This window comes from Halobellus clavatus, from assembly GCF_900107195.1.
In the GTDB taxonomy this organism is placed as follows: Archaea; Halobacteriota; Halobacteria; order Halobacteriales; family Haloferacaceae; genus Haloquadratum; species Haloquadratum clavatum.
This window is the reverse complement of record NZ_FNPB01000009.1, coordinates 124,235-148,160: the sequence shown is the minus strand read 5'-3', so window position 1 is coordinate 148,160 and position 23,926 is coordinate 124,235. Positions and strand designations below refer to the sequence as shown.

The 23,926-nt window shown below is 64.5% G+C and carries 21 protein-coding genes; 8 read left to right on the top strand and 13 right to left on the bottom strand.

Annotated elements, in window-relative coordinates; all coding sequences use genetic code 11:
- Positions 1-48: 48 nt before the first annotated feature.
- The 6 genes from BLU74_RS13405 to BLU74_RS13380 all read right to left on the bottom strand — a co-directional run bounded on the left by BLU74_RS13405 (position 49) and on the right by BLU74_RS13380 (position 7,429).
- Positions 49-1,158 (bottom strand): ABC transporter ATP-binding protein, encoded by a 1,110-nt coding sequence (locus BLU74_RS13405; RefSeq protein ID WP_089768156.1) that lies wholly within the window; start codon positions 1,156-1,158, stop codon positions 49-51.
- Complete coding sequence (locus BLU74_RS13400) at positions 1,155-2,129, bottom strand: ABC transporter ATP-binding protein (RefSeq protein WP_089768153.1); 975 nt, start codon at positions 2,127-2,129, stop codon at positions 1,155-1,157. Before BLU74_RS13400 ends, BLU74_RS13405 begins: the two co-directional genes overlap by 4 nt.
- Positions 2,126-3,064 (bottom strand): ABC transporter permease, encoded by a 939-nt coding sequence (locus BLU74_RS13395; RefSeq protein WP_089768150.1) that lies wholly within the window; start codon positions 3,062-3,064, stop codon positions 2,126-2,128. Before BLU74_RS13395 ends, BLU74_RS13400 begins: the two co-directional genes overlap by 4 nt.
- A gap of 2 nt (positions 3,065-3,066) precedes the next feature.
- Positions 3,067-3,993, bottom strand: a complete 927-nt coding sequence (locus tag BLU74_RS13390; RefSeq protein ID WP_089768147.1) for an ABC transporter permease — start codon at positions 3,991-3,993, stop codon at positions 3,067-3,069.
- A 15-nt stretch (positions 3,994-4,008) separates the two neighbouring features.
- Positions 4,009-5,715 carry an ABC transporter substrate-binding protein gene (locus BLU74_RS13385; RefSeq protein WP_089768145.1) on the bottom strand — a complete coding sequence of 569 codons (1,707 nt, stop codon included), beginning with the start codon at positions 5,713-5,715 and terminating at the stop codon, positions 4,009-4,011.
- Positions 5,716-6,007: 292 nt separating this feature from the next.
- Positions 6,008-7,429: an aldehyde dehydrogenase family protein gene (locus BLU74_RS13380; protein WP_089768142.1), complete on the bottom strand. Its 1,422-nt coding sequence runs from the start codon at positions 7,427-7,429 to the stop codon at positions 6,008-6,010.
- Positions 7,430-7,519: 90 nt separating this feature from the next.
- Here BLU74_RS13380 and BLU74_RS13375 point away from each other — a divergent pair, with 90 nt between their 5' ends.
- Both BLU74_RS13375 and BLU74_RS13370 read left to right on the top strand, forming a co-directional pair.
- The gene (locus BLU74_RS13375; protein ID WP_089768140.1) at positions 7,520-8,407 is read left to right on the top strand and encodes a DMT family transporter; all 888 of its coding nucleotides are present in this window, start codon (positions 7,520-7,522) and stop codon (positions 8,405-8,407) included.
- A 46-nt stretch (positions 8,408-8,453) separates the two neighbouring features.
- Entirely contained in the window at positions 8,454-8,843 is a 390-nt protein-coding gene (locus BLU74_RS13370; protein WP_089768137.1) for a hypothetical protein, read from the top strand.
- 7 nt (positions 8,844-8,850) lie between these two features.
- Here BLU74_RS13370 and BLU74_RS13365 read toward each other — a convergent pair whose 3' ends face one another.
- The 3 genes from BLU74_RS13365 to BLU74_RS13355 form a co-directional block, all read right to left on the bottom strand.
- Positions 8,851-9,987: an amidohydrolase family protein gene (locus BLU74_RS13365; RefSeq protein WP_089768135.1), complete on the bottom strand. Its 1,137-nt coding sequence runs from the start codon at positions 9,985-9,987 to the stop codon at positions 8,851-8,853.
- 138 nt (positions 9,988-10,125) lie between these two features.
- Entirely contained in the window at positions 10,126-10,485 is a 360-nt protein-coding gene (locus tag BLU74_RS13360; protein WP_089768133.1) for a Rieske (2Fe-2S) protein, read from the bottom strand.
- A complete protein-coding gene (locus BLU74_RS13355) occupies positions 10,482-11,612 on the bottom strand; it encodes an amidohydrolase family protein (protein WP_089768131.1) in 1,131 nt (376 codons plus the stop codon). The genes BLU74_RS13360 and BLU74_RS13355 overlap by 4 nt, the downstream gene beginning before the upstream one ends.
- Before the next feature lie 162 nt (positions 11,613-11,774).
- Between BLU74_RS13355 and BLU74_RS13350 the strand changes: the two genes are divergently transcribed.
- The 3 genes from BLU74_RS13350 (at position 11,775) to BLU74_RS13340 (ending at position 15,736) form a co-directional block, all read left to right on the top strand.
- Positions 11,775-13,457: a thiamine pyrophosphate-binding protein gene (locus BLU74_RS13350; protein WP_089768129.1), complete on the top strand. Its 1,683-nt coding sequence runs from the start codon at positions 11,775-11,777 to the stop codon at positions 13,455-13,457.
- A gap of 82 nt (positions 13,458-13,539) precedes the next feature.
- Positions 13,540-14,529 (top strand): C-terminal binding protein, encoded by a 990-nt coding sequence (locus BLU74_RS13345; protein WP_089768126.1) that lies wholly within the window; start codon positions 13,540-13,542, stop codon positions 14,527-14,529.
- A 70-nt stretch (positions 14,530-14,599) separates the two neighbouring features.
- A complete protein-coding gene (locus tag BLU74_RS13340) occupies positions 14,600-15,736 on the top strand; it encodes an acyl-CoA dehydrogenase family protein (protein WP_089768124.1) in 1,137 nt (378 codons plus the stop codon).
- 33 nt (positions 15,737-15,769) lie between these two features.
- On the opposite strand, the gene BLU74_RS13335 is transcribed toward BLU74_RS13340, so the two are convergent.
- Together BLU74_RS13335 and BLU74_RS13330 are read right to left on the bottom strand one after the other, a co-directional pair.
- Complete coding sequence (locus BLU74_RS13335; RefSeq protein WP_089768121.1) at positions 15,770-16,954, bottom strand: NAD(P)/FAD-dependent oxidoreductase; 1,185 nt, start codon at positions 16,952-16,954, stop codon at positions 15,770-15,772.
- On the bottom strand, positions 16,944-18,329 hold the full coding sequence (locus tag BLU74_RS13330; RefSeq protein ID WP_089768119.1) for an aspartate aminotransferase family protein: 1,386 nt from the start codon (positions 18,327-18,329) through the stop codon (positions 16,944-16,946). Before BLU74_RS13330 ends, BLU74_RS13335 begins: the two co-directional genes overlap by 11 nt.
- A 213-nt stretch (positions 18,330-18,542) precedes the next feature.
- On the opposite strand from BLU74_RS13330, the gene BLU74_RS13325 reads away from it, so the two are divergent.
- The 3 genes from BLU74_RS13325 (at position 18,543) to BLU74_RS13315 (ending at position 21,081) form a co-directional block, all read left to right on the top strand.
- Positions 18,543-19,361, top strand: coding sequence for an enoyl-CoA hydratase/isomerase family protein (locus BLU74_RS13325; protein WP_089768117.1), 819 nt, complete (start codon positions 18,543-18,545; stop codon positions 19,359-19,361).
- A 131-nt stretch (positions 19,362-19,492) separates the two neighbouring features.
- Positions 19,493-20,668, top strand: a complete 1,176-nt coding sequence (locus tag BLU74_RS13320; protein ID WP_089768114.1) for a thiolase domain-containing protein — start codon at positions 19,493-19,495, stop codon at positions 20,666-20,668.
- Positions 20,665-21,081 carry a Zn-ribbon domain-containing OB-fold protein gene (locus BLU74_RS13315; protein WP_089768112.1) on the top strand — a complete coding sequence of 139 codons (417 nt, stop codon included), beginning with the start codon at positions 20,665-20,667 and terminating at the stop codon, positions 21,079-21,081. The genes BLU74_RS13320 and BLU74_RS13315 overlap by 4 nt, the downstream gene beginning before the upstream one ends.
- Positions 21,082-21,151: 70 nt before the next feature.
- Here BLU74_RS13315 and BLU74_RS13310 read toward each other — a convergent pair whose 3' ends face one another.
- Together BLU74_RS13310 and BLU74_RS13305 are read right to left on the bottom strand one after the other, a co-directional pair.
- Entirely contained in the window at positions 21,152-22,084 is a 933-nt protein-coding gene (locus tag BLU74_RS13310; protein ID WP_089768110.1) for an SDR family oxidoreductase, read from the bottom strand.
- Between the two features lie 70 nt (positions 22,085-22,154).
- A complete protein-coding gene (locus BLU74_RS13305; RefSeq protein ID WP_089768108.1) occupies positions 22,155-23,825 on the bottom strand; it encodes a class I adenylate-forming enzyme family protein in 1,671 nt (556 codons plus the stop codon).
- Between the last annotated feature and the right edge of the window lie 101 nt (positions 23,826-23,926).

Below are 23,926 nucleotides of genomic sequence, written 5' to 3'. Positions count from 1 at the left end.
CGGCGTCGAACCGTTCCCTCCACCCGTTCGGGAGACGCACGACGACGGCTATTCCTGTCTCGCCTCCTCGCGACGTGTCGCAGACAGTCCGGACCTCGAGTTCTCTCCGGAGGCGTTCACGGCGCTCCCTTCGGTTGAACCGAGATCCTCTGCCTCGGGGATGCGGATGCAACGGACGTCGTGCCCCTCGTGGGACTCGAAATCGGGAAAGTCCTCGGCGCACTCGTCGGTTGCGATCGGACACCGCGGATGGAACCGGCACCCCGAGGGCGGGTCACTGGGCTCCGGTACGGTCCCCGGGAGCGTGATATCGTTTTCAGCCGTATGATGCGGGTTCGGCACCGGGACTGCCGAGATGAGCGCTTGCGTGTAGGGGTGTTTCGGGTCCGTGAACAGCGCATCCGTGGTCGCCTTCTCGATGATATTGCCGAGGTACATCACCGAGACGTCGGTCGCGAAGTGGCGGACGACCGAGAGGTCGTGCGTCACCATCACGTAGGTCAGGTCGTACTCGTCTTTGATCTCGTCCAGCAGTCGCAGGATCTTCGATTGAACGCTCACGTCGAGGGCGCTGGTGGGTTCGTCCAAGAAGAGCAGCGTCGGGTTCAGACTGATCGCGCGAGCGATTGCCACGCGTTGCTGTTGGCCGCCAGAGAGTTCGTGTGGATAGCGCCCGTAGTACCGCGGCCCGAGGCCGACGTCGTCCAGCAGGCTCACGACTCGGGCGTCGATCTCTCGGGTCGACGCGTCGGTGTGCAGGTGGAGCGGTTCGCTGATTATCTGCCCGATCGTGTTACGCGGATCGAGTGAGGATTCGGGGTTCTGAAAGACGATCTGGATCTCGCTTTTGAGCGCCCGCTTCTCGCTGCCCGACAGGTCGCTGAACGGGGTCCCCTCGTAGGAGATGGTTCCGTCTGTCGGCTCTTCTAATCCGAGAAGCGTCTCCAGGAGGGTGCTCTTTCCACACCCGGATTCGCCGACGATCGCGTGGGTGTCACCGGGATAGATGTCGATGTCCACGCCGTCGACGGCGCGCACCGTCCCGGTCTGTCGTCGGAGGATTCCCTCCTTGATTGGGTAGTGCTGTTTGACGTCTCTGGCCTGCAACAGCGGTTCGCCCGTCGTCGAGTCCGCGTCTGCGTGTGTGAAGTCGCTCATTGGTCTTCTGCGTCGTGTACCAGACACGAGGCTTGGTGCTCTCGACCATCGACCCTGTCCGGCCGCGTTGTCTCACAGCGCGGTTCTGCGTCGGGACACCGCGGGTGGAAGGCACAGCCACTCGGTGGATCTCGCATATTCGGCACAGTGCCCTCGATCACTCGTAACTCCTCGTCTGCGCGCTCGATGTTCGGAATCGTCTGCAACAACTCTCGGGTGTAGGGGTGAGCGGGCCGATCGAAGATGTCGTAGACGCTCCCGTACTCGACGACTTCCCCCGCGTAAATGACCGCGATCTTGTCACAGAACTCCGCGACAACTCCTAAGTTGTGAGTAATCCAGAGAACTGATAGATCTTCCTCCTCGACGATGTCCTTGAAGATCTCCATCACCTTCTTCTGGACCGTCACGTCCAGTGCTGTGGTGGGCTCGTCGGCGATGATGAGATCCGGATCGAATCCTAATGCCATCGCGATAGATACGCGCTGTTTCATTCCACCTGACAGTTCGTGCGGATAGCTGTCCAAGATCCGCTCCGGGTTCGGCATATCGACCCGTTCGAGGTACTCGATCGCCACGGACTCCGCCTCGGCATCGCTCATATTTCGGTTGTGTCCGATCGTCTCGATCATCTGGCTGCGGATGGAGTAGACGGGGTCCAACGACGTCGAGGGATCCTGGAAGATCATCGTAATGTCTCGGCCCCGGACGTTTTGCATCCCGGACTCCGAGAGCGACAGCAGGTCTCGTCCGTTGAGCGTGATCGACCCATCTGCGATCCGGCCGGGTGAATCGACCAGCCTGAGGATCGACTGCGCCGTGACGGACTTTCCACTTCCGGATTCGCCGACCAGTCCGACCCGTTCGCCTTCGTTGATCGTGAGGTTCACCCCACGGAGCGCGTTTACCGTCCCTGAATTGGTGTCGAAATTGGTGTGAAGATCGTCGATTTCGAGCAGTGGTTGTGTCATCGTTTGTCCTCCAGTTTCGGATCGATCGTATCGCGGAGCCCCTCACCGAGGAAATTGAACGACATAATCACGAGCACGATCGCCAGCCCCGGGAACACCGAGATCCACCACGCCGACGTGATGTACTGCCGACCGGTAGACAGCATAATTCCCCACGAGGGAGTCGGGGGCTGGACGCCGAGCCCGAGGAACGACAGCGACGCGGCGACCGCGATGGCGTTCCCCATCTGGAGCGTGACGACGACGAACGCGGGAATGATCGCGTTCGGGATGAGGTGTTTGAAGATGATCTTGGTGTCGCTCAAGCCGATGGCCTCCGAGGCCTTGATGAAGTCGAGTTCGCGGAGAGAGAGCACCTCTCCGCGGACGAGTCTGGCGAAGACGCCCCAGAACACCAAGCCGATGGCGATCAAGACCGTGGTGAGGTCCGGTTCGAGGATCGAGGCCAGTGCGAGCCCCATAATGATTGCTGGGAACGCCCACGTCGTATCGATCGCCGTCCGGACGATCGCGTCGACCCAGCCGCCGTAGTAGCCGGCCAGCGCACCCAGCAGCGAACCCACCACGAAGGCGATCCCCATCGACGTGATGGCGATCATCAGCGCGATCCGGGTCCCGAAGATGACGCGTGAGAGGATGTCTCGCCCCAGGCTGTCGGTTCCCATCGGATGCGCAATCGACGGCGGCGCTCGGACAGCGGTCGCAGAGATAGCCGTCGGGCTGTAGGGCGCGATCTGCGGCGCGAAGATCGCGATGACGGCGACGCCTAACAGCAACACCCCACCGATGATCGACAGGCGGTGACTCGAGAGGTCCTTGATGAAGAACCAGGCTCGTTCGAACCGCGATTCCGCACTGCTAATCCGCTCTACCTCGTCGTCCCACTCTTCGAGTAGTCCGTCCCAGTCGATTTCGGTCGATGTGCGTTCACTCATTGTCAGTCGTAGCGAATTCGCGGGTCGGCCAGGCCATACAGGAGGTCGGCGAGGAAGTTGCCGAGCATGATCGTGGTGACCAGAATCATCAGGATGGCGCGAACGACGGGGTAGTCACGCTTGAAGATACTATCCACGAGCAGGTGGCCGACGCCGGGGCGGTTGAACACGATCTCGATCACCAGTCCGGACGCCAGAATGTATCCCAATCGAAGGCCGAACAGCGTGATGATCGGGATGAGTGCATTCCGAAGCGCGTGTTTGAAGATGACGCTTCGCTCGGGCAGTCCGTGGGCCCGGGAGGCGGTGATGAACTTCTCGTTCAGCGTCTCGATCATCGAGGACCGCATCACTCTGGTCTCGATCGCGCTGCCGCGCAACCCGAGCGCAACCGCCGGGAGGACGAGCAGTCCGACCGTTCCATACCCGACCGCAGAGGTCCAGCCTAACTGGATCGCGAAGACCAGGATGAGGAGGATCGCGAACCAGAAACTGGGGAAGGAGATCGCGAGGAGCACGAACCCCATCGAGAGGTAATCCCACGACGTGTGCTGCTTGACTGCGCCGATGATACCGAACGGGATGGCGATGGCGTACGAGATGAACAACGCCAGTGCGGAGAACCGGAGACTGATCGGAACCCGGAGGGCGATCATATCGGTGACCGGCCGCCGCGTCGCAGCGGACAGCCCAAGGTCTCCCTGGAGCAGATTCGCCATCCACGTCAGATACTGAATGTACAGCGGTTCGTTGAGTCGCCACTTGTCCCGCAGCGCCGCGAGTTGTTCAGGGCTTGCGCGGGGTGGTGCGAGCGTCGTGACCGGATCACCCGGCGTGATCTGCACCAGCATAAATACCACTACCGACGCGATGAGTAGTTTGGGGATTAGCCCCAGCGTCCGTCGGACAATATAAGATGAATAACTCATCGGTAGTCCGGCAGTCTACCACTCGTCGCTTTCGACGGGCCACATTGGCGCACCTTTGTAGTGCGGTTCCCAGTTCTGGACGTGTGAGCCCCAGGCGTCTGCGCCCTTGGGATACATCAGGTACACCATCGGAACGACGTCCTCGAGCAGGTACTTGTGGGCTTCTTTGTATCGCTGCGTGCGCTCTTCGAGCGTCGTCGCATTCTTTGCCCGATCAGTCAGTTCAGTCGCCCGGGGGAACTGGTTCCACGCGTTAGAGTTGAGGTAGTACGAGTCCTCTGCGCTCTCGCTCGTCGTCCACCAGAGCTGGTCGGCGTTGCCCCAGTCGTAGAACGTCGACATCCCGGCGGCGAAGTTTCCGCTGCCGACGTCCGCTTTGAACGTCGAGGTGTCCGTCGTGCTGACATTCATCTCGACGCCGATGTCCTTCAACTGTTCTTTGATCAGCGTCGCGCGCCGGCGTGACAGTCCCGTATTCTGCGTCAGGAGCGTGAAACTCGCCTCTCGGCCGTCTTTCGTGCTGACGCCGCCGGGGTTCACCGTCCAGCCGTTGTCACGCATCACGGTCCGCGCCTGTTCGAGGTCGTACGTGTAGTTGTACTCCTCGGGGATATCGTGTGCCTCGACGGACGGCACGAGGTAGTTCGGTGCGGGATCGCCGACGCCGTTGAACACCACGTCGACGATCTCCTGCCGGTCGATGCCGTAGGAGATGCCCTTCCGAAGGCTCAGATCCTCTGCCAGCACGGGTGCCGTGCTAGTCTCCGGATTGAGGTTGAGCATGATGAAGATCTGCTCGGTACTCACCGGTGGGGTCCCGGTGTTGTACTGATCGCTCTCTTGGTAGTTCGGGAACTTCGAGTACGGGACCCCGGCGATCATACCGTCGATGTCGCCGGCCTCGAACGCTGACGTCCGGGTGGCCGTCTCGGGATAGGACTGGTATTCCAGCCGCTTCGGTCGCACCTCGACGTCTCCTTCGAACAGTTCTTCCTGCCACGGCTTGGGCCAATCCCACTCTTCGTACCGTTCGAGGACCGCGTGATCGGAGTCGTGTTCGATCTCTTTGAACGGGCCGGCACTGACGACTTTCCCGCTTTGTCCGTACTCGTCACCGTACTCTTCGACCGCCTCGCGGCTGTGGATCTGCCCCCACGCGGATGCGAGGTCCCAGAGGATGTAGGGGTCGGGCGAACTGAACATCACCCGGGCACGGTAGGTGTCTTCGACGACGACGTCGTCGACACCACTGACGATGTATGACGTTCCGCCACCGTTCGCGAGGAAGTCCGTGAGATGCCACTTGACGTGTTCGGCATTGAACTCAGAGCCGTCGTGGAAGGTGACGTCGTCTCGCAGTTCCAGTACCAGTTCGGCGCCGTCGTTCTCGAACGACCAGTCAGTCGCCAGATGCGGTTGGACGGATCCTTCCAGATCGAACGTCGTCAGGGTGCTAATGACCCGATAGTTGTGTGCGCCGTCGTCAGCCGCTTTCCGAGTGTCCATTATCGGCGGGATCTCCTCGGGAAGCCCGATCCGTACCGTTCCCCCGTCACCCGAATCGCTGCTGCTCGTTTGGCCGCTGTTATCAGTTTCGGCCTCCGTCTCTGTATCTAGACCAGTCTGTGCGCCATCTTCGCCGCTACTACAGCCGGCGAGCCCGACGGCACCTAGCAGTGCGCCTCTTCTGAGGAGTTTGCGTCGCCGCATGACGTATGCCATCTATGAACATAGCTATAAAAGCTTTTCTACCACCGGAAACCGCGAACGGTTACTCACACCGCGTCCGTGTTCGATCGAGTCGCTGGCGGGACCGACGACGGAACCGAGGCCGCACCATCACAGACACCCGTCCCCCCGTCATCCCCGCGTCCGACACGGCCGCCGACGCCGACTCACGGGCGTGCCCCGACGGATCGAGCGCCGTCGTGACAGTCTGTTCATCGCGGACCCGACGCGGTCCGCCGCTCGACCGCGATCGGCGCGCGACTGGCGGCTTCGGCTCTCTGCGGGTTCAGTCACTGTAGTCGATCGCGACGGACTTGCGCTGCGTCATCGACTCCAGATGCCACCGGCCCTTGTACTCGCCGCCGCTCCCGCTCTGTTTCACCCCGCCGAAGGGCAGTTGATGCTCCCAGAAGTTGTTCGTTCCGTTGACGACGATGCCTCCCGACTGGAGTCCGTCGATCACCCGGTGTGCATCCTGCAGGGACTCGGTGAATACGGCCGCCTGGAGTCCGTATCGCGTGTCGTTGGCGACTCTCACCGCCTCTTCGCGGTCCGCGACGGAGATGAGCGGCGTGAGCGGGCCGAACGTCTCCTCGGTCGCCGCCCGCATCTCGGGCGCGACGTCGGCCAAGACCGTCGGTTCGATGTATCGATCACCGACGGAGCCACCTGCGGTCACGCGCGCCCCCGCCTCGACGGCCTCAGTGATCTGCCGCTCCGTCGTCTCCCTGACGTCGTCGTTGATCGGCGGGCCGACGTCCGTCTCCGCGTCACGGGGGTCACCGTAGGTGAGTTCCTCCGTCCGTGCGGTGACTGCGGCCACCAGTTCGTCGTAGATCGACTCGGTCGCGATCACGCGCTCGGTCCCCGAACACGACTGGCCGCAGTTGTAGTTGCTCCCGAGGACGATCGCGTCTGCCGCTCGCGAGACATCCGCGTCGTCTAAGACCAAGACCGGATCCTTCCCGCCGAGTTCGAGGAGGCACTCGGCACTTCGCGTCGCTGCGGTCGCCGCGATTTGCTGTCCGACCGCCGTGCTGCCGGTGAACGCCAGCAGTCGAACGTCCTGATGTCCGCTCAGCGCCGCCCCAACGGTCCCGCCGGCACCGGGGACGAAGTTGAACGCGCCGTCGGGGAGCGACGTCGCAGCGAACGCCGCGGCGATGTGTGTCGCAGTCAGCGCGGCCTCCGAAGCGGGGTTCCACGTGACCGGATTCCCGGTGACGAGCGCCGCAGACAGATGATCGGTCGGAATCTCGAACGGGTAGTTCCACGGCGTGATGACGCCCGCCGGGCCGTGGGGTTCCCGCCGGGTGAAGTTGTGCCGATCGTCGTACTGCGACCGCGTCACCTCACCGGTCAGCCTGACCGCATCGGCCGCGTACTCGCGCCCCGATCGGACCGCGCTCTCGACCTCTTCTCGGGCCTCGCTCGTCGTCTTCCCCACCTCCTCGGTCATCGTGCTGACAATCTCCTCGAGTCGGTCCTCGAGCACGTCCATCGCCGTCTCGATGGCCTCCGCCCGCTGGTGGACGTTCAGCTCGCGGAGCGCGTCCGAGGCCTCGACTGTCGCTCGGACAGCGTCGTCGACGTGGGCTTCCGACCCAGCAGCGACCGTCCCGAGAGTACTCCCGTCGATCGGTGACGTGGCACGGATTCGGCCCGAATCCGGTTCGATCCACTCGCCGTTGATGTACAAGGGCTCCATCGGCCTGCAATGTGGGACACACTGTCATAAGTTTTTGTCGCCACCGCGGAACGTTTTTGTCCACCCCGGGACCTCTGTCTTCAGGTAAGGATGTCAGCCACTCCCGTCGTTGTCGCCCTGTCGCTCGTCTCGGGTGCGTTCTGGGGAGTGGGACCGATCTTCTCGAAACTCGGGATGGAACGAGGTGGGCGGCCGCATCGAGCGACGCTCATCGTCCTCGTCGTCGGCGCGGCGGTGTTCTGGGCCGCTCTGCTCGTGCGGGGCGCTGGTCAGGCGTCCGTGGCCCGATTGCCCGCGGTGGACATCACCGTCTTCGCCGTCTCGGGCGTCATCGGCACGTCGCTCGCGTGGCTATCGTGGTTCCGGGGGATCAGATTGGTCGGCGCCAGCGTCGGCAACGTCCTGTTCTACACGCAACCGCTCTTTGCCACACTCCTGGCGGCAGCCGTACTCGGCGAACGGCTGACGTCGGTGACCGGCGTGGGCGTCGTCCTGATCGTGCTCGGCGTCGGGTTGCTGTCGCTGTCTGGCGGATCGAACCTCGAGTTTCGGCTCTCGAAGGCGCTGCTGTTTCCGTTGGCCGCGGCGGTGTTTGCGGCGATCAGCAACGTGGTGAACCGCTTCGGGTTTCAGACGTCGACCGCGACTCCCCTGGAAGCCGCGGCGATCAACCTCACGAGTGCGCTGCCGTTCATCGTCGGTCACACCCTCGGGTACCATCGGAACGCGCTGGGGACGCCCGATCGCTCGGACGCGTACTTCGTCTGCTCCGGACTGGCCAATGCGGTGGCCGTCTTCACGATGTTCACCGCCCTCGCGAACGGCCCGGTCGTGATCGTCGCGCCGCTCGTGAGTACGTCACCGCTGTTCACGACTGCGCTGGCGGCGGTCTTCTTGACAGACGTCGAGACGATCACCGCGCGAACCGTCGCCAGCGCGGTGCTGACTGTCGTGGGTGCGGGGATCACCGCTGTGTGAGTCGGTCGGGGTAGCGTTATTACGATCCGGCCGGGACCTTCTATCAATGACAGAGGACGACGCTCCCCGGCCGGCGAATCTGCCTCCCGGGTACGACGAGGACGCGCCGTACGCCGATGTCGACCTCGAGGCCTTCCCCGAGTGGTGGAGACGCAACGTTGAGGAGTTCCAGCACCACGAGATGCGCCCCTACCGGCCGCCGCGACTCTCCGACGGGACGGTCACGACGGAACTCATCAAGCGGTTAGAATCGACACACGACGTCGACATTCGGATCCGTGCGGTCGACCCCCAAGAGGGGGGTGCGTGGGAGATTCTCGTCGACGGCGAGGCGGTCGATTCCGTCGCGCGGACGCGCACCGAGGCGGGTAACACGCGATACGAGATCACGGCGGCGGCATTCGAGGCCGCCGTCACCGATGCCGTCTCCGAGTGACCGGCGCTTACAGCCCGTAGACGCGCTCGGTGTTCTCAGCCATCACGGCCGCGAGTTCCCCAGCGGTGACCGTATCCGCCAGCCGATCGACGACCGTCTCGGGCAGGTCGGTGACTCCGTGTGGCAGGTCCGACCCGAACAGGACGTTCTCGGGACCGATCATATTCACCATTGCCGCGAACTGCGGGTCCCCCCCGGCGGGTTGGTTCATCGGGTTGGTCGTCCAGTAGAACGACTCCGAGAGGTACGCGCTCGGGAGTTGTGAGAGCGCGGGGATCTCGTATCCGAGTTCGAGATAGTGATCGTCGAGTCGGTGCGTGAAGAACGGGACGAACCCGATCCCCGCTCCCTGGATCACGAAGTCGATGTCGTACTGCTCGGGAATGCCCTCGAAGAGGATCGACGTGAGATTGCGCATCTGGACGAAGCCGTGCTGATAGACGAAGTCCTCCGGGAACGACTGCGCCCACCAGTACTGCTGTCCGAAACTCTTGTTCCCGACGGTCGACTTCATCGCGATCGGGAGGTCGTTCGACTCGGCAGCGTCGTACAGCGGTTCGTACTGGCGGTGCCCCGGCGGCGGCATGAGGCCGCTCGCGGGCAGTTGGATCCCGACGATGTCGTCCTCGTCGGCGACTCTGTCGATCTCTTCGGCTGCCCGCTCCGGATGCTGGGGGGCGACGACGGCGTTCCCGACGAGGTTCGGACAGTCGTCGAGCTGCGAGAGCAGCCAGTCGTTGTACGCACTCGCCAGCGCGACCGCGAAGCGGTCGTTGTTCACCTCCGAGAGCCCCAGATTCAGAGTCGGGTTGACGACCCCATCGTCGATCCCGGCCTCGGTGGCCCGCTCGGCGACCTCGGCGGCCCCGATCGTCTCGCTCACGTCGTCCTCAGCGACGGGGCCGTCGTCGCCGTCGGTCCGCTTGTACTCATAGAGCGGATAACTGGACGGCCCGGCGTAGATCATATCGTGGCGCAGTTCGGTGAGCGAGATGACCCGGCGCGCGCCGGAGGAGTCGTCCATATGCTCTAACAGCGCCTCGGGCGTCTCCTGTACCTGCGCGTCGGCATCGACGATCCGATCGAGGTCCTCGACGCTCCCGAGTCGATCCGCTTCGGGGACCTGCAGTGCGTTGTCCAACATATCTCCGCGTTGCCATCCGTGCTACATAATAGTATCGCGGGTTCGGAGGTGCTTCCTGCCACCTCGCTCGACGACCGTCGAGCCGACCCTACCCAGAAGAAAAGAGTACGACGGTCACCGCCGGGGTGTCGCCGTCGGTCAGCGAACCGCGTAGACCGTGCCGTTCTCGACGACGGCGTCGTACGTCGGGACGGCGTACCGCTCGTCCTTGGGACTCCGGCCGGTCTCGATGTCGAACATCCATCCGTGCCAGGGGCAGACGATGTATCGCTCTTCGTCGTCGTACACCCAGTCCCAGCCGTCCTCGTCCGTGGAGATGCTCCCGCTGAGTGCTCCTTCACACAGCGGGCCGGCCTGGTGGATACAGAAATTTGCGAGTGCGTAGTACTCGCCCTCGTGTCGGAACACGGCGATCTCCTGGCCTTCCACCTCGGAGATCACTCGCGAGCCGTCCCCGTCGAACTCGTCGACGTCTGCGATCGCGTACCGTTCGGTCATTCGATGTCGTACACCTCGACGGCGTTCTCGCCCATCATTGCGGCCACCTCGTCGGCGCTGAAGTACGCACGGACCCGGTCGAAGAGTTCCTCGGGGGTGTCGAAGTCGGGATGCGGCGCGTCCGCGGCGAACAGCAGGTTCTCCGGTCCGACGAGTTCGACGAGCCACGCCAGGTGTCGGGGGGTCTCCGCGGTGTGCCCCAGCGGTTGCGTGCACCAGTAGAACGTATCGGAGACGTACTCGCTCGGGGGTGCCGAGAGCGCCGGCACCTCCGAGGGGAACTCGTGATAGGCCGTGTCCAGGCGACCGATGAGATACGGCACGTAGCCGATTCCCGCCTCCTGGAACACGAACCTCAGGTCCGGATACCGCTCGGGGACGCCGTTGAGCAGGACTGACGTCGCGTTCGCGATGTGCGCGAACGGGTGCTGGGTGACGTGGTCCTCGGCGTACGTCTCCGCCCAGAAGGACTGCTCCGGGAACGGCTTCATACCGGCGCCGCTCGTGTGCATACTGATCGGCAGCCCGTTCGCTTCGGCCGCCTCGTAGATGGGGTCGTATGATGGGTGACCCGCGGGGGGAACGAGCGCCGTCCCGAGGAGTTGGACCCCGGCGATGTCGTCTTCGTCCGCCAGTCGGTCGATCTCTTCCGCAGAGCGGTGGGGATCCTGGGCCGCGACGATGAGGTTGCCCACCATGTTGTCGTACTCGTCCAGTTCCGAGACCAGCCAGTCGTTGTAGCCCTGCATAATCGCGACGGCGTAGTCGCGTTCCCGGACGAAGTTCAGATTGAGGATGAGCGTCGGGTTCACGACTCCCTTGTCGACGCCGATCCGCGCTGTCACCGCCGCAGTGTCTTCGAGCCCGGCATCCTCGTAGAGCCCGGTGCTCCCGTCGTCTCGCTCTTTCATATCCTCGTAGAGGTACGTCGGCGTCGGCGAGTGATACAGATTCATCTCGCTCCCCGGCGCGGGCGAGCGCTCGAAGAACCGCTCGAAGCGCTCGTGTCCGTCGTCGAGGTGCGATATGATGTCGTCCCACGACGCCTGGGCGTGAGCGTCGGCGTCGACGATCGTCTCGAGTTCGTCGACCGACGTCAGCGACTGTTGTTTGAGATTCTGTGTCATTACCTACGAATTGTTGAATGCGGATGAAAAGTGTTGTGACCGGCCGGATTTCCCGCCAGCGACGCGCTCGGCGGCCTGACGTCCTCAATTCGGGCTCGTCCTGCCGGATCAGACTATTTTTGTCAGTGGAGCACAGGCTGTTGATTGCTGTTGACACAAACCATGCAATCAGAACCCACGACAGGAGCCGAGTTGCTCTTGAACGCGTTGGAGTCGTACGGCGTCACACACCTCTTCGGTAACCCCGGCACGACGGAGTTACCTATTATGCGTGCGGTCGCGGAGTCCGATCTCACGTACGTGCTCGGCTTACACGAAGACATCGCGGTCGGGATGGCGGGCGGGTACGCGAGCGTGCGACGATATCACGCGCACTACGATCCGTCGGTCACGCCGCTCGGTGTGGTGAATCTCCACGTCGCACCGGGGCTGGCGCACGGACTCGGAAACGTGCAGAACGCCTCGTGGTCCGGGGCGCCACTCCTCGTCACGGCGGGCAACCACAGCACTGACTTCCAGCACGAGGAGCCGATCCTCTCGGGCGAACTCGCCGGGATGGTCGACGAGTACTGCAAACTGAGCGCCGAAATCAGCGACGTCTCGAACGTGCCGACGATGGTCAGACGCGCGGTCAAGACGGCGCTGACGCCACCGATGGGCCCGGTGTTCCTCGGACTGCCGATGGACGTGATGAACGCCGAGACGACGGCCGAACCGGAGCGGCTGGGCGCGATACCCGCGCCCGGACGCGGCGACAAATCGCAGATCGACGCCGCGGCGGCCGCGCTGGAGCGCGGTGACGATCCGGTGTTGGTCCTCGGCGATCGGGTGGCGCGAGCGGGCCCCGGTGCGATCGAGGCGGCCGTCAGTCTGGCCGAGGCGACCGGGTGTGCCGTGTACAGCGAGATGAACACCTGTGAGGTGAACTTCCCGCCCGAACACGAGCAGTGGGTCTCGTATCTCACCCCGGATCCGGATATGGGCCGCGCGGCGTTCGACGCCGACAGTCTGGTGTTCGTGGGGTGTACGTCGAACACGCCGTACATCCCGTACGACGAGCCCTACGTGCCGTCGGATGCAACCATCGTGGACATCGACGTCGACGACGCCGACATCGCGAAGAACGATCCCGCAGACATCGCCATCGTCGGCGACCTGGGGTCGGTGATGCGGGAGATCGCCGACTCGGTGGCGGTCTCGGAGGCGCGTCGCCGCCAGCGCACGCAGGACCTCGCAGCCCGGCGCTCGGAGGCCGCGTCGTTCCTCGGTGTCGAGACCGAAACCCCCTCCGACGGGGAGATCTCGAAGGAACTGCTGGCGGAGACGATCACCGAGGTCGCCCCGGACGGATTCCTGGTCAACGAGAGCAACACCAGCAAGTTCGCTCTGCTCTCTCGGTTCCAGCCGGGTCCCGAACAGTTCCTCTCGAACAAGAACGGCGGGCTGGGGTACAGTCTCCCCGCGACGGTGGGCGCGGCAGTCGCACACAGAGAGGGCGGCGACGACCGCTCCGTCGTCGGATTCGTCGGTGACGGGTCGTACCTCTACTACCCGCAGTCGCTCTACAGCGCGGCCCGGTACGACCTCGATTTGACCGTGGTCGTGCCGAACAACCGGAACTACCGGATTCTGAAAGACGGAATGCTCGACATCTACGGCGGAGCCGACGAAGACCACGAGTACGTCGGGATGGATTTCGACCCGGCTGTCGATCTGGCGGCGAACGCTGAGAGCCACGGCGCGGGCGGGTTCCGCGTCGACGACGCGGCCGACCTGTCACAGACGCTGACAGCCGCGGTTGACGATGCGGGCCCGGCGGTCGTCGACGTTCCCGTCCGCGACTGAGGCGGGAACGGGCCACATTGCGTCGACGGGTGGGGTGTTCTGGACCAAAGACGTATGTAGCCCTCTGCTGAGTGTACAGGTGATGACGTCAGAGAGACCCGTCCGAATCGTTCACATCGACCCGGATGGCTTCGAGGACGTAACGATCGAACGATCGACGTTAGCGACAGAACTCGGCTCGATCGAGTTCAAGACTGTCGACACGGCCGGAGAAGCGATCGCCGACGAGGTCGAGACGGCCGACATCATCCTCACGCACTACGCCGCGGTCCCCGCGTCCGCGATGGACGCCACCGGGTGTTCCGTCGTCACGTGCTATGCGACCGGGGTCGATAACGTCGACGTCGAGGCGGCCACGGAGCGTGGCATCGCCGTGACAAACGTCCCGAAGTACTGCGACGAAGAGGTCGGCGAACACATCGTGACGCTCGCACTTGCGCTGCGCCGCGGCCTCCCGCAGTACGAGGACCACACCGCCGACGGCGGGTGGGACTGGCGAGCGGCCGACGCGGTCGGAACGGCCGCGACCCAGACGCTCGGGTTCTTCGCCTTCGGTCGGAAGGCTCGCGTCGCGGCGCGGAAGGCCGACGCGTTCGGCTTCGACGTCGTCGCGCACGACCCGTACCTCTCGGCCGAAGACATCCGCGACGCCGGAGCGGAACCCGTCTCGTTCGACGAACTCGTTGAGGGGTCCGACGTCCTCTCGCTGAACGCCCCGTTGACGCCCGAGACCGAAGCGCGGTTCGACGCGTCGGTCTTCGATCGGATGCCCCAGGGATCGATCCTGATCAACACGGCGCGCGGGAAACTGATCGACGAAGCGGCGCTCCTGGAGGCGCTCGACGACGGACCGCTCCACGGTGCCGGGCTCGACGTGCTCGCCACCGAACCGCCCGAACCGGACAACCCGTTGCTTCACCATCCCGATACGATCGTGACTCCCCACGCCGCGTGGTACTCGCCGGGCGCGGTCGAGCGGGTCCGGCGGCGCGGCTCGGAGATCGCCGCCGCTGCGTTCCGGGGAGAACCGGTCGATGGCGTCGTGAATCCCGACGCGCTCGACGTCGAGTGAGTCGCCTGCGGGGCCACTGAAACGGGATCGCCCCATACCTATATTTACGTGCAGACGGAACCAGACTCGTATGAGGTTGTCCGATACGGAGTCCGAACTCCGGGAACGAGCCGCGTCTTTCGCGGACGAGCGAGTCGAGCCTGCGGCCGTCGAACACGAACGTAACGGCACTCACCCGACAGACATCGTCAGAGCGGCCGCCAGAGAGGGGCTGACCACGGCGTCTCTCCCGGCCGAATACGGCGGCGGTGGGCTGGGGATCACCGGCAGCCTGCTCGTGCGCGAGGAACTGTACGCAGCGGATCCGGGGATCGCCGAGGCGATCACCGGCTCGATGTTCGGGTGCGAAATCATCGCCGAAGACGGGAGCGACGCGCAGGCCGAACGGTGGGTTCGTCCGGTGACGAACGGCGAGATGATCACAGGCGCGGCGATGACCGAACCGCGTGGGGGTTCCGACTTCGCCAACATCGAGACCCAAGCCAGGCGGGACGGCGACGAGTACGTCCTCGACGGCGAGAAGATCTTCATCGGGAACGGACACATCGCCGACGCCGTCTTAGTGTTCGCGCGGACCAGCGACACCGACCCGCCGCACCGGGGGATCTCGTCGTTCGTCGTCGAAGCCGGAACCGACGGGTTCCACCGGGAGGAAGTCGAAGGGTACGTCGGTCCGGGCGCGATGGCGCTGGGCGAACTCACGCTCGACGGGGCCCGGGTTCCCGTCGAGGCGCGCATCGGCGAGGAGGGAGACGGCTTCTATCAGGCGATGCGGACGATGAACGGGAGCCGCCTCGAGATCGCCGCGAGTTCAATCGGGACTGCGCGCGGGGCGCTCGACCACACGATCGAGTACATCTCCGAACGGGAGACGTTCGGCAAGCCGGTCAAGGACCGCCAGGCGGTCCGCCACCGCATCGCGAACTACGAGGCTCGGCTCGAAGCGCTTCGGACGTTCACCTACGAGACGGCACGGGATCTCGAGGAAAACGTCGACCTCGCAGAGGAGCCGGCGATGGCGAAACTGCTGGCCGCGCAGTTAGCCGAGGAGGTGGCCAGCGACGCGATCCAGTTGCACGGCGGCTACGGTCTCATCGACGAGTACCGCGTCGAGGAGTACCTCCGCTGGTCGAAAGTCGCCCAGATTTACGACGGCACGAACGAAGTGATGCGGAGCATCATCGCCGAATCCGTTCTCGACGAATAGGTCGGTTCGGCCGCCGACTGCCTTCGCACAGCGTTACGTCGGCGCTCCGTCGTACACATCTGAGTACCCCTCGAAGCGGCTGATCGAGACCAGATCGTAGTACTGCGTCGGCTCATCGCCCAGCAGTTGTTGGCTCAGAATGTGCCCCACCGCCGGTGCGTGCTGGATTCCTGTGGCGTTGTACGTCGCCACCAACAGCCCGTCGACGTCCGTCCAGCCCACGATTGGATTCCCGTCGGGCGTCAGGCTCCGCAGACCGACCCACTGGTCCCTCACCGTCGGGTCTTCGAGGCCGTAGACGAGGCGCCCGGCCCCCTCGAGAATCTCTGCTCGGAGGTCGGCCGGGACGTCCGCTGGGATCTCCGGGTTCGCTGTGGCGGGAGCCGCGGCGGCGAAGTCGCCCTGATAGTGACCGATGAAGAGCTGTCCGTCCCCGTGGGGCCGGAGGTACACGCCCGACTCGTGGTGCGTGAGGCTGGGATGGACACTCGCCGTCGGATCATCCACCAGCACTCCCGGTGCGACGCTGTGGCGGACTGGGAGGTCGACACCGACTGACCGGGCGAGCGTCGGGTTCCAGGGCCCCGCGGCCAACACCAGCTGGTCCACCGGGGTGCGGCCGCGATCAGTCCGCACCGCATCGATCGCTCCCGTCGCGTCGCGTTCGAGGTCGAGGACGGTCGTATCGGTTCGGAACTCCGCTCCCGCGTCCCGAGCGCGGTCGGCGAAGGCTGTCGCCAGTGCGGCCGGCGTGACGTAACCGTAATTCGGCCAGAACCACGCAGCGGTGAGTCCATCGAGGCGGACGTCCGGCAACAGCAACGACTCGCGTATCGTCTCGCCGTCGAAGAACCTGGCAAACGCTGCATCGGCACCATCACCGTCCGCTGTCACCGAGCGGTGCCGGTCGCGGAGCGCCGCTCGCCCCGCAGCCGTCGTCGCGACGTTGAGCCCGCCGAGCATCCGGTGTCGCACGTCGGCGTCGGCCTCGCGGATCACCCGGTTGTAGACGTGGATACTGCGTGTCATAAGCGCCCTGTGTGCCGCTGTGTGGCTGGCCCGAACGCCGACGTATCCGGCGGACTTCGCAGTCGTCTCGGCGGCTACCTCGTCGCGCTCGAACACCACGACGCGGCGGTCAGATCGCCGCGAGAGGTAGTTGGCCGTACAGGCTCCGGTGATTCCAGCACCGACGATTCCGATCGTCTCACCGGCCATCCGCCGTCTCCTCGGTCACCGTCTCGACGACGTCCTGCACGATGTCCATCCCGACGCGGGCCTGTTCGTCGGTGAGGACGAGCGGGGGGAGCAGTCTGAGGACGTGGCCCTCGATACCGGCCGTCCAGACCACCAGCCCGCGGCGCAGACACCGCGTCTGGATCGACTCGACGACGTCTGGGAGCGGAGAGCCATCCGCGTCACGGAACTCGGCCCCGATGAGCAGCCCTCGACCCCGCACGTCGACGAGACTGGGGCAGTCCTGTTGCATCTCTCGGAAGCGGTCCTGCAGATACGAGCCGACGCGCGTCGCCCGGTCGAGCAGGTCATACTCGTCGATGTACTCGATCGCACGGGTCCCAGCCACCATCGCCGGGACGTGTCCGCGGAACGTCCCCGCGTGCGCGCTCGGCCCCCACGTGTCCAGTTCCTCGCGGTACACCGTCGCCGAGAGCGGTAAGCCGACTCCGCCGATGGCTTTACCGACTGTCATCGCGTCCGGGGTGATTCCGGCGTGATCGCTGGCGAACCACTCGCCGGTTCGACCCATCCCGGTCTGAATCTCGTCGACGATCAGGAGGACGTCGTGCGCAGCGGTTATCTCGGCGAGCTCCGCTAAGAACCCCTCCGGCGGAACGATGACCCCGCCTGAGCCCTGGATGGGCTCCACCCAGATTCCCGCAGGCGGTTCGTCGAGACCACTCGCACGGCCGCTGACGACGGCTCGGACCTCTTCGAGCGTCGCCTCCAGTGCCGCGTCGGGCGTCTCGCCGTCCCGGGGGGTGGGATATGGGACGTGCGCGACGTCCGGGAGGAGAGGCGTGTAGTCGCTCTTGTATGAGGACCAGCCCGAGAGGCTGAGCGCGCCCATCGTCCCGCCGTGATAGCCCCGGTCGAAGCCAACGATTCCGCTTCGCCCCGTGTTGTACTTCGCCAGTTTGATCGACGCTTCGATGGCGTTGGTACCCGTCGGTCCGCCGAAGGCGATCCGGCTATTGCCGGGCAGCGTCCCCGGTGCGATCGAGTCCAGCGCGTCGATGAACGCAAGGCGGGCCTCGGTCGGAAAGTCGATCGTGTGCGCCACCGCATCGAGTTGCTCCTTCGCGGCCTCGACGACGTACGGGTTCGAGTGTCCGACGTTCGCGACGCCGATCCCCGCCGAAAAATCGAGAAAGACGTTACCATCGACGTCTTTGATCGTCGCCCCTCGCGCGGAATCGATCGCGACTGGGAGCGACAACGGGTACGCGACGGTGTTCGCTTCGCTCGCAGCCTGTCTCTCGAGAAGGTCGCTGGACCGCGGACCGGGAATCGGCTCGGTCACGGCGGGACGCTGGGAGAGATGAAGCTCCTCGGGCGGTGGTCCGTCTGGCATATACGCACACAGCAGCCCGAACAAGTAAATGATTGCGGCGCGCCCGAACGTGAGGTCTCGCTCTGGCCGATCGGCACGACATCCGTTCGTCCCCGCGTCCGATCGCTCCCGCCTGCGATCGCGCCGCAGCAGAACCCCACCGCGTCCGATCGCTCTCGCGTCCCGTGAGTTGGTCAAGTTTTAGGTAGTTGTGGGCAGCAGATCCTATCCGATATGGCGACGGATTACAGCGATCAGTTCGACACCATCCGCTGCCGGTTCGATCACGAGACCGGCATCGGCCGCATCGTCCTCGACCGCCCGGACTCGTTGAACGCCCTGTCGATGCGGACGCTCGAAGAACTCCCCACGGCGATCGAAACGTTCGATCAACTCGATCGCGAGGGAGAGGGCGTCTCCGTCCGGAGTGTCGTCATCTCCGGTGCCGGCGAGGACGCCTTCTGTGTCGGCGTCGACGTCGACGAAATCGGCGACGAGCAGTACCCCTTCACCGCCTCGTCGTTCCGGGAGGCGCTGTTCAGCGTCGAGTCGTTCGGGGCTCCGGTGATCGCCGAGATCGACGGGTACTGCGTCGGCGGCGGTCTCGAACTCGCGCTGATGTGTGACTTCCGGCTGGCGAGCGAATCGAGCGAGCTCGGCTTTCCGGAGGTAGATCTGGGCATCTTCCCGTCGGGCGTGGGCACGACACAGCGACTTCCCCTGCTCGTCGGGCCGAGCCGGGCCAAGGAACTGTGTATGACGGGCGAGTTCCTCTCCGGGTCCGAGGCGGCAGCGGAGGGGCTGATCACCGACGCCCATCCGGCCGAGGAGCTCTCGGACGCCGTCGACGCTTTCGCAGACGAGCTCGCGGGGAAGCCACCGCTTGCGCTCCGGGCGATCAAGGACACGATCAATCAGTCACGCAACGTCGGGCTCCGTGACGGGATCGAATACGAGTACCGCGCGTACCTCCCGCTCCTCAACACCGATGATTATGCGGAAGGTGCCGCGGCCTTCTCGGCCGATCGGGACCCCGAGTGGCAGGGGACCTGAGGCGGCCCGCCGTCTGCGATCACCCCTGACCCCACCCGAATACTAATACTCCCCCGCTCAGAACGCATACAGTGGTGACTGGGGCGGCCACGTAATGCGGTCGTGCAGTTGCCGGAGGATACGAACTACCAATGAGTACGAGCTCGGACGCCACAGCCTACATCGCGGGTGTCTTCGAACACCCAACACGAGAGGCACCGGAGACGTCGATCGCACAGTTACACGCGGAGGTCGCCGCCGGCGCGCTCGAGGACGCCGGGCTGGCGGCGGCCGACGTGGACGGGTATCTCACGGCGGGTGAGAACTACCAGGTCGGCCGGTATCCGCCGCTCGCGATGGCCGACTACCTCGGCCTCGACGTCTCGTACTTCGACTCGACAGACGACGGCGGGTCGGCGTACGTGAACCACGTCGGGGAGGCCGCGAGTGCAATTGCCGACGGCAAGTGCGACGTCGCACTGGTCACGCTCGCGGGGCGGATGCGGACGGACGAGCGCGCCCATCCGGAGCACGACGAGACGATTATGCAGGAGAACTTCGAGTCGATCTACGGGGCCGAAACGCTGCCCCAGTACGCGCTCGCGGCCCGCCGGCATATGCACGAGTACGGGACGACGTCCGAGCAGCTCGCCGAAATCCGGGTCGCAGCGTCACAGCACGCCCAGCACAACGAACACGCGCTGTACCAAGATCCCGTGACCGTCGAGGAGGTCGTCGACTCTCGGGTGGTCAGCGACCCGCTCCACCTGCTGGATTGCTGTGTCATCTCCGACGGTGCCGGGGCCTTCGTCGTCGTGTCCGAAGACGTCCGACAGCAGATCGATCGCGAATGCGTGGAGATTCTCGGACACGCCGCGGCGGTCGACCACCACGACGCCGGGCGGATCGATCTCACCGAGACCGCCGCTCGGAAGTCCGGTCCCCGGGCGCTTTCGCGGGCTGGAGTCGATCACGACGACGTCGATTACGTCTCGATTTACGACTCGTTCACGATCACCGTCCTGCAGACGCTCGAAGACCTGGGGTTCTGTGAAAAGGGCCGCGGCGGCGAGTTCGTCGAAGGCGGGACGCTTCAAGCGCCAGACGGTGACCTGCCGTTCAACACCGACGGGGGTGGGCTGTGTTCGAACCACCCGGACCGCGGCGGGATGACGAAAGTGATCGAAGCGGTCAGACAACTGCGTGGAGAAGCCAACGACCCGGTGCAGGTGCCCGAAGCCACTGTCGCCCTCGCGCACGGGACGGGCGGCTATCTGGGCACGAGACACGCGGGGTCGACGGCCGTGCTCGGGAGGGTCGACCGATGAGTTGGGAGCCGCGACCGGTGCCGTCTGTCACGCCGGAAACAGCCCCATACTGGGAAGCGGCGGCGGACGGCACCCTGCTGCTCCGCCGCTGTCCCGACTGCGAACTCACCTTCTACTACCCGCGAGCGCGATGTCCCGACTGCTTGGGAGACGACGTCGAGTGGGTCGAAGCCGACGGAACGGGGACGGTGTACGCACACACTTCGACGGAGACCGTCGCCGCGTGGCCGGAGGAGGACCTCCCGCTCGTGCTCGCCTACGTCGAACTCACAGAAGGACCGCGGATGCTCACGGCGCTCCAGGGGTGTGATCCAGATGCGATCGAAATCGGCACGTCAGTCGCGGTGACGTTCGTCCCGACGGCGACCGACGATGTGTCGATCCCGGTGTTCGAACCGATCGACGACGACTGAGCGCGGCGTCAGGGTCGATTCTCGGTGTCGGCTCCGACTGCAGCGCACGTCGCTTCCGCCGGCACGGCGTTCAGTTCTGTACGTTCGGGATGCTCGGCTTCGAGGTCCGCGTGGTCTCGTAGCCGTCGGTGAGGTTCTCCCAGGCGTCTGCGATCTGTTCGGGCGTCCAGCCACCCGTCTTGGTGTCCGCTGGGACTTCCTTGATGATCTTCCGCTTGCGGTCCGGATCGGAGATGAACGAGAGTTCACCGGATCCGAGCCCGACGGTGCAGCCGGTGATGTCTGTCGCCTCATCGCTCGCGAGGAATGCCGGCAACGGTGCCACGAGCTGTGGGCCGTGCGTCTCGTCTGTCATCCCGTCAGGCTGGTACTCCTCCGGGATGGATTTGTACATTCGCGTGTACGCCTCGGGCCAGAGCGCGTTCACCCGTACGTTGTATCGCTCGAGCTCCTGCGCACAGTTCCGCACGAGGCCGAGGACACCAGCTTTCGCGGCGGCATAGTTGGGCTGGCCCGCCCAGCCGATCGCGGCCGAACTCGACACGCCGAGGAAGGACCGCTGGCGGTCGAACTCCTCTTCCTCGTACCGGGACTTCCACTGCTGTGAAGCGTTTCGGAGCAGCGAAAAGTGTCCTTTCAGATGGACGTCGATGACGGCGTCCCACTCCTCTTCGCTCATATTGAATATCATCCGATCACGGAGGATCCCAGCGAAGTTGGTGATGCTGTGGACCGCTCCGTACTCGTCGACGGTGTCCTGGATGAGTTCGTCAGTGTACTCCAGATCGGTGATGTCGCCGTAGTGGGCCATCGCCTCGCCGCCCGCTTCGACGATTTCGTCGACTGTCTGCTGTGCTGGTTGCACGTCTTGCCCCTCACCCGAGAGGTCGGCACCCAGATCGTTGACGACGACCGACGCGCCCTCGTCGGCCATCAGTTTCGCCGTCTCCTTGCCGATACCGCGACCTGCTCCTGCGACGATGCAGACCGTATCTTCTAACATTCCGTCTACGACATTCGCAGCCCGGCGAATAAGTTTTTCCCACCGTACAGGAGCCAGCGGATCCGCCGACTCAGCCGCCGAATTTGATGCCGAACTGCAGCGGCTTCGGGACCAGTTGCTGGCGTTTGAGCTTCCCGTTCTGATTCCTGGGGAGTTCGTCGACGACCCTGAAGATGTCCGGAACTTTGTACTCCGCGAGGTGCTCCTCGCAGGCGGCGACGAGCATCTCCTCGGTGACGCGGTGTCCTTCCTCGGGTGCGACCACAGCGATGATCCGCTCGCCGAGGACGTCGTCCGGGAACGAGGTGACGCCCGCCTCACGAACCCCTGGGACCGAGAGTAGCGCGTCCTCCACCTCGACGGGGTAGACGTTCTCGCCCCCGCGGATCATCATATTGCCCTTGCGCCCGCGAAGCCTGATGAAGCCGGATTCGTCGATGACGCCGATGTCGCCGGTGTAGTGCCATCCGTCCTCGAACTCCTCTTCGGTCCCATCTGGCGAACTCAGATACCGCTCGGCGACGAAGGGGCCGTACATCGCCAGTTCGCCGATCTGCCCGGGCGGGAGTCGGTTGCGGTCCTCATCGACGACGGCGAACTTGGTCGTCGGCGTCGGCATCCCCACGGCGTCGGGATTGTCGTCGATGTACTGATCGGGAATCATCGCGGCGATGCCAGCGAAGTTCTCGGTTTTCCCGTAGGAGTGGTACAGCTTGAGGTCGGGGAACGCGTCGCGGATCTTCGGGATCGCATCGGGCGGCATCGGTGCCCCGCCGTAGGCGAACTTCTCGAAGGAGGATGTGTCGTGGGCCGCATCGTCGGCTTTCTCCGCCGCTAAGACGATGTGTGTCGGGACTCCCATACAGTAGCTGATCCGCTCGGCGTCGACGTATTCGAGGAAGCGCTGGGCGTCGTAGTCCCGCATAATCACGCCGGTGCCGGTGCGCGCGATCGCAGTGAGCAGGCCGCAGACCAGCCCAGTGACGTGGAACAGCGGTGAGGGGACCAGGATCCGGTCGCCGGGCTGAAGATCGTGGATGTAGGCGTTGTTCAACGCCGCGTTGACACCGTGGAAGTTGTCGATCGGGACGGCCTTCGGCTGTCCCGTGGTTCCAGAAGTGTACATTACGGTCAACAGATCGGCCGGCTTCGTCGCCGACTCCTCGACATCTCTTCGTGTGTGACTCACCAGGCCGTCGTACGACTGTTCGGTGCTGTCGGCGTCCAGTACAAACGTCGCGCTGTTGGGGGTTTCGTAGGCCGATCCGTCCAGCTTGTCCACGTAGGCGTCTCCGACGAGGACGAGGTCGGGCGCCCCATCCGCGAACATACCGCGGATCTCCTCAGGAGAATGGCGGGTGTTCAGCGGGCTGACGACGGCTCCGATCCGCGCTGCCGCGAGCAGTGACTCCACGAATTCGACTCGGCTGTCGACGAGCAGGACGATCCGGTCGCCCATCGAGATTCCCGCCGATTGCAGGCCACCGGCCAACCGATCGACGCGGTCGGCCATCTCTCGGTATGTCAATCGCACGCCCGAGTCGGGGAACACGACGAACTCCCGATCCGGCGCCTCGGTCACTGCCGAGGCGAAGAGTTCGAACAGCGACTCCGGACGGTCCGCGAACGCGCGAACCCGCTTTCCACGGTGCTCGGTCTCTTCGATGCCGGAGAAGGCATCTAATCGGTGCGTTACGACGTTGTCGTCCCAGATGATGGTCTCGTTGGTGAAGTCCTGCATCACGAACCCCTACCGCGGTGTCTGTGGCCTGTATTGCTGAACCGGCATTAAAAGTGTAACGCCGGTTTCGGCTGATATCTCCTGCAGTGCCGTGAGCCACC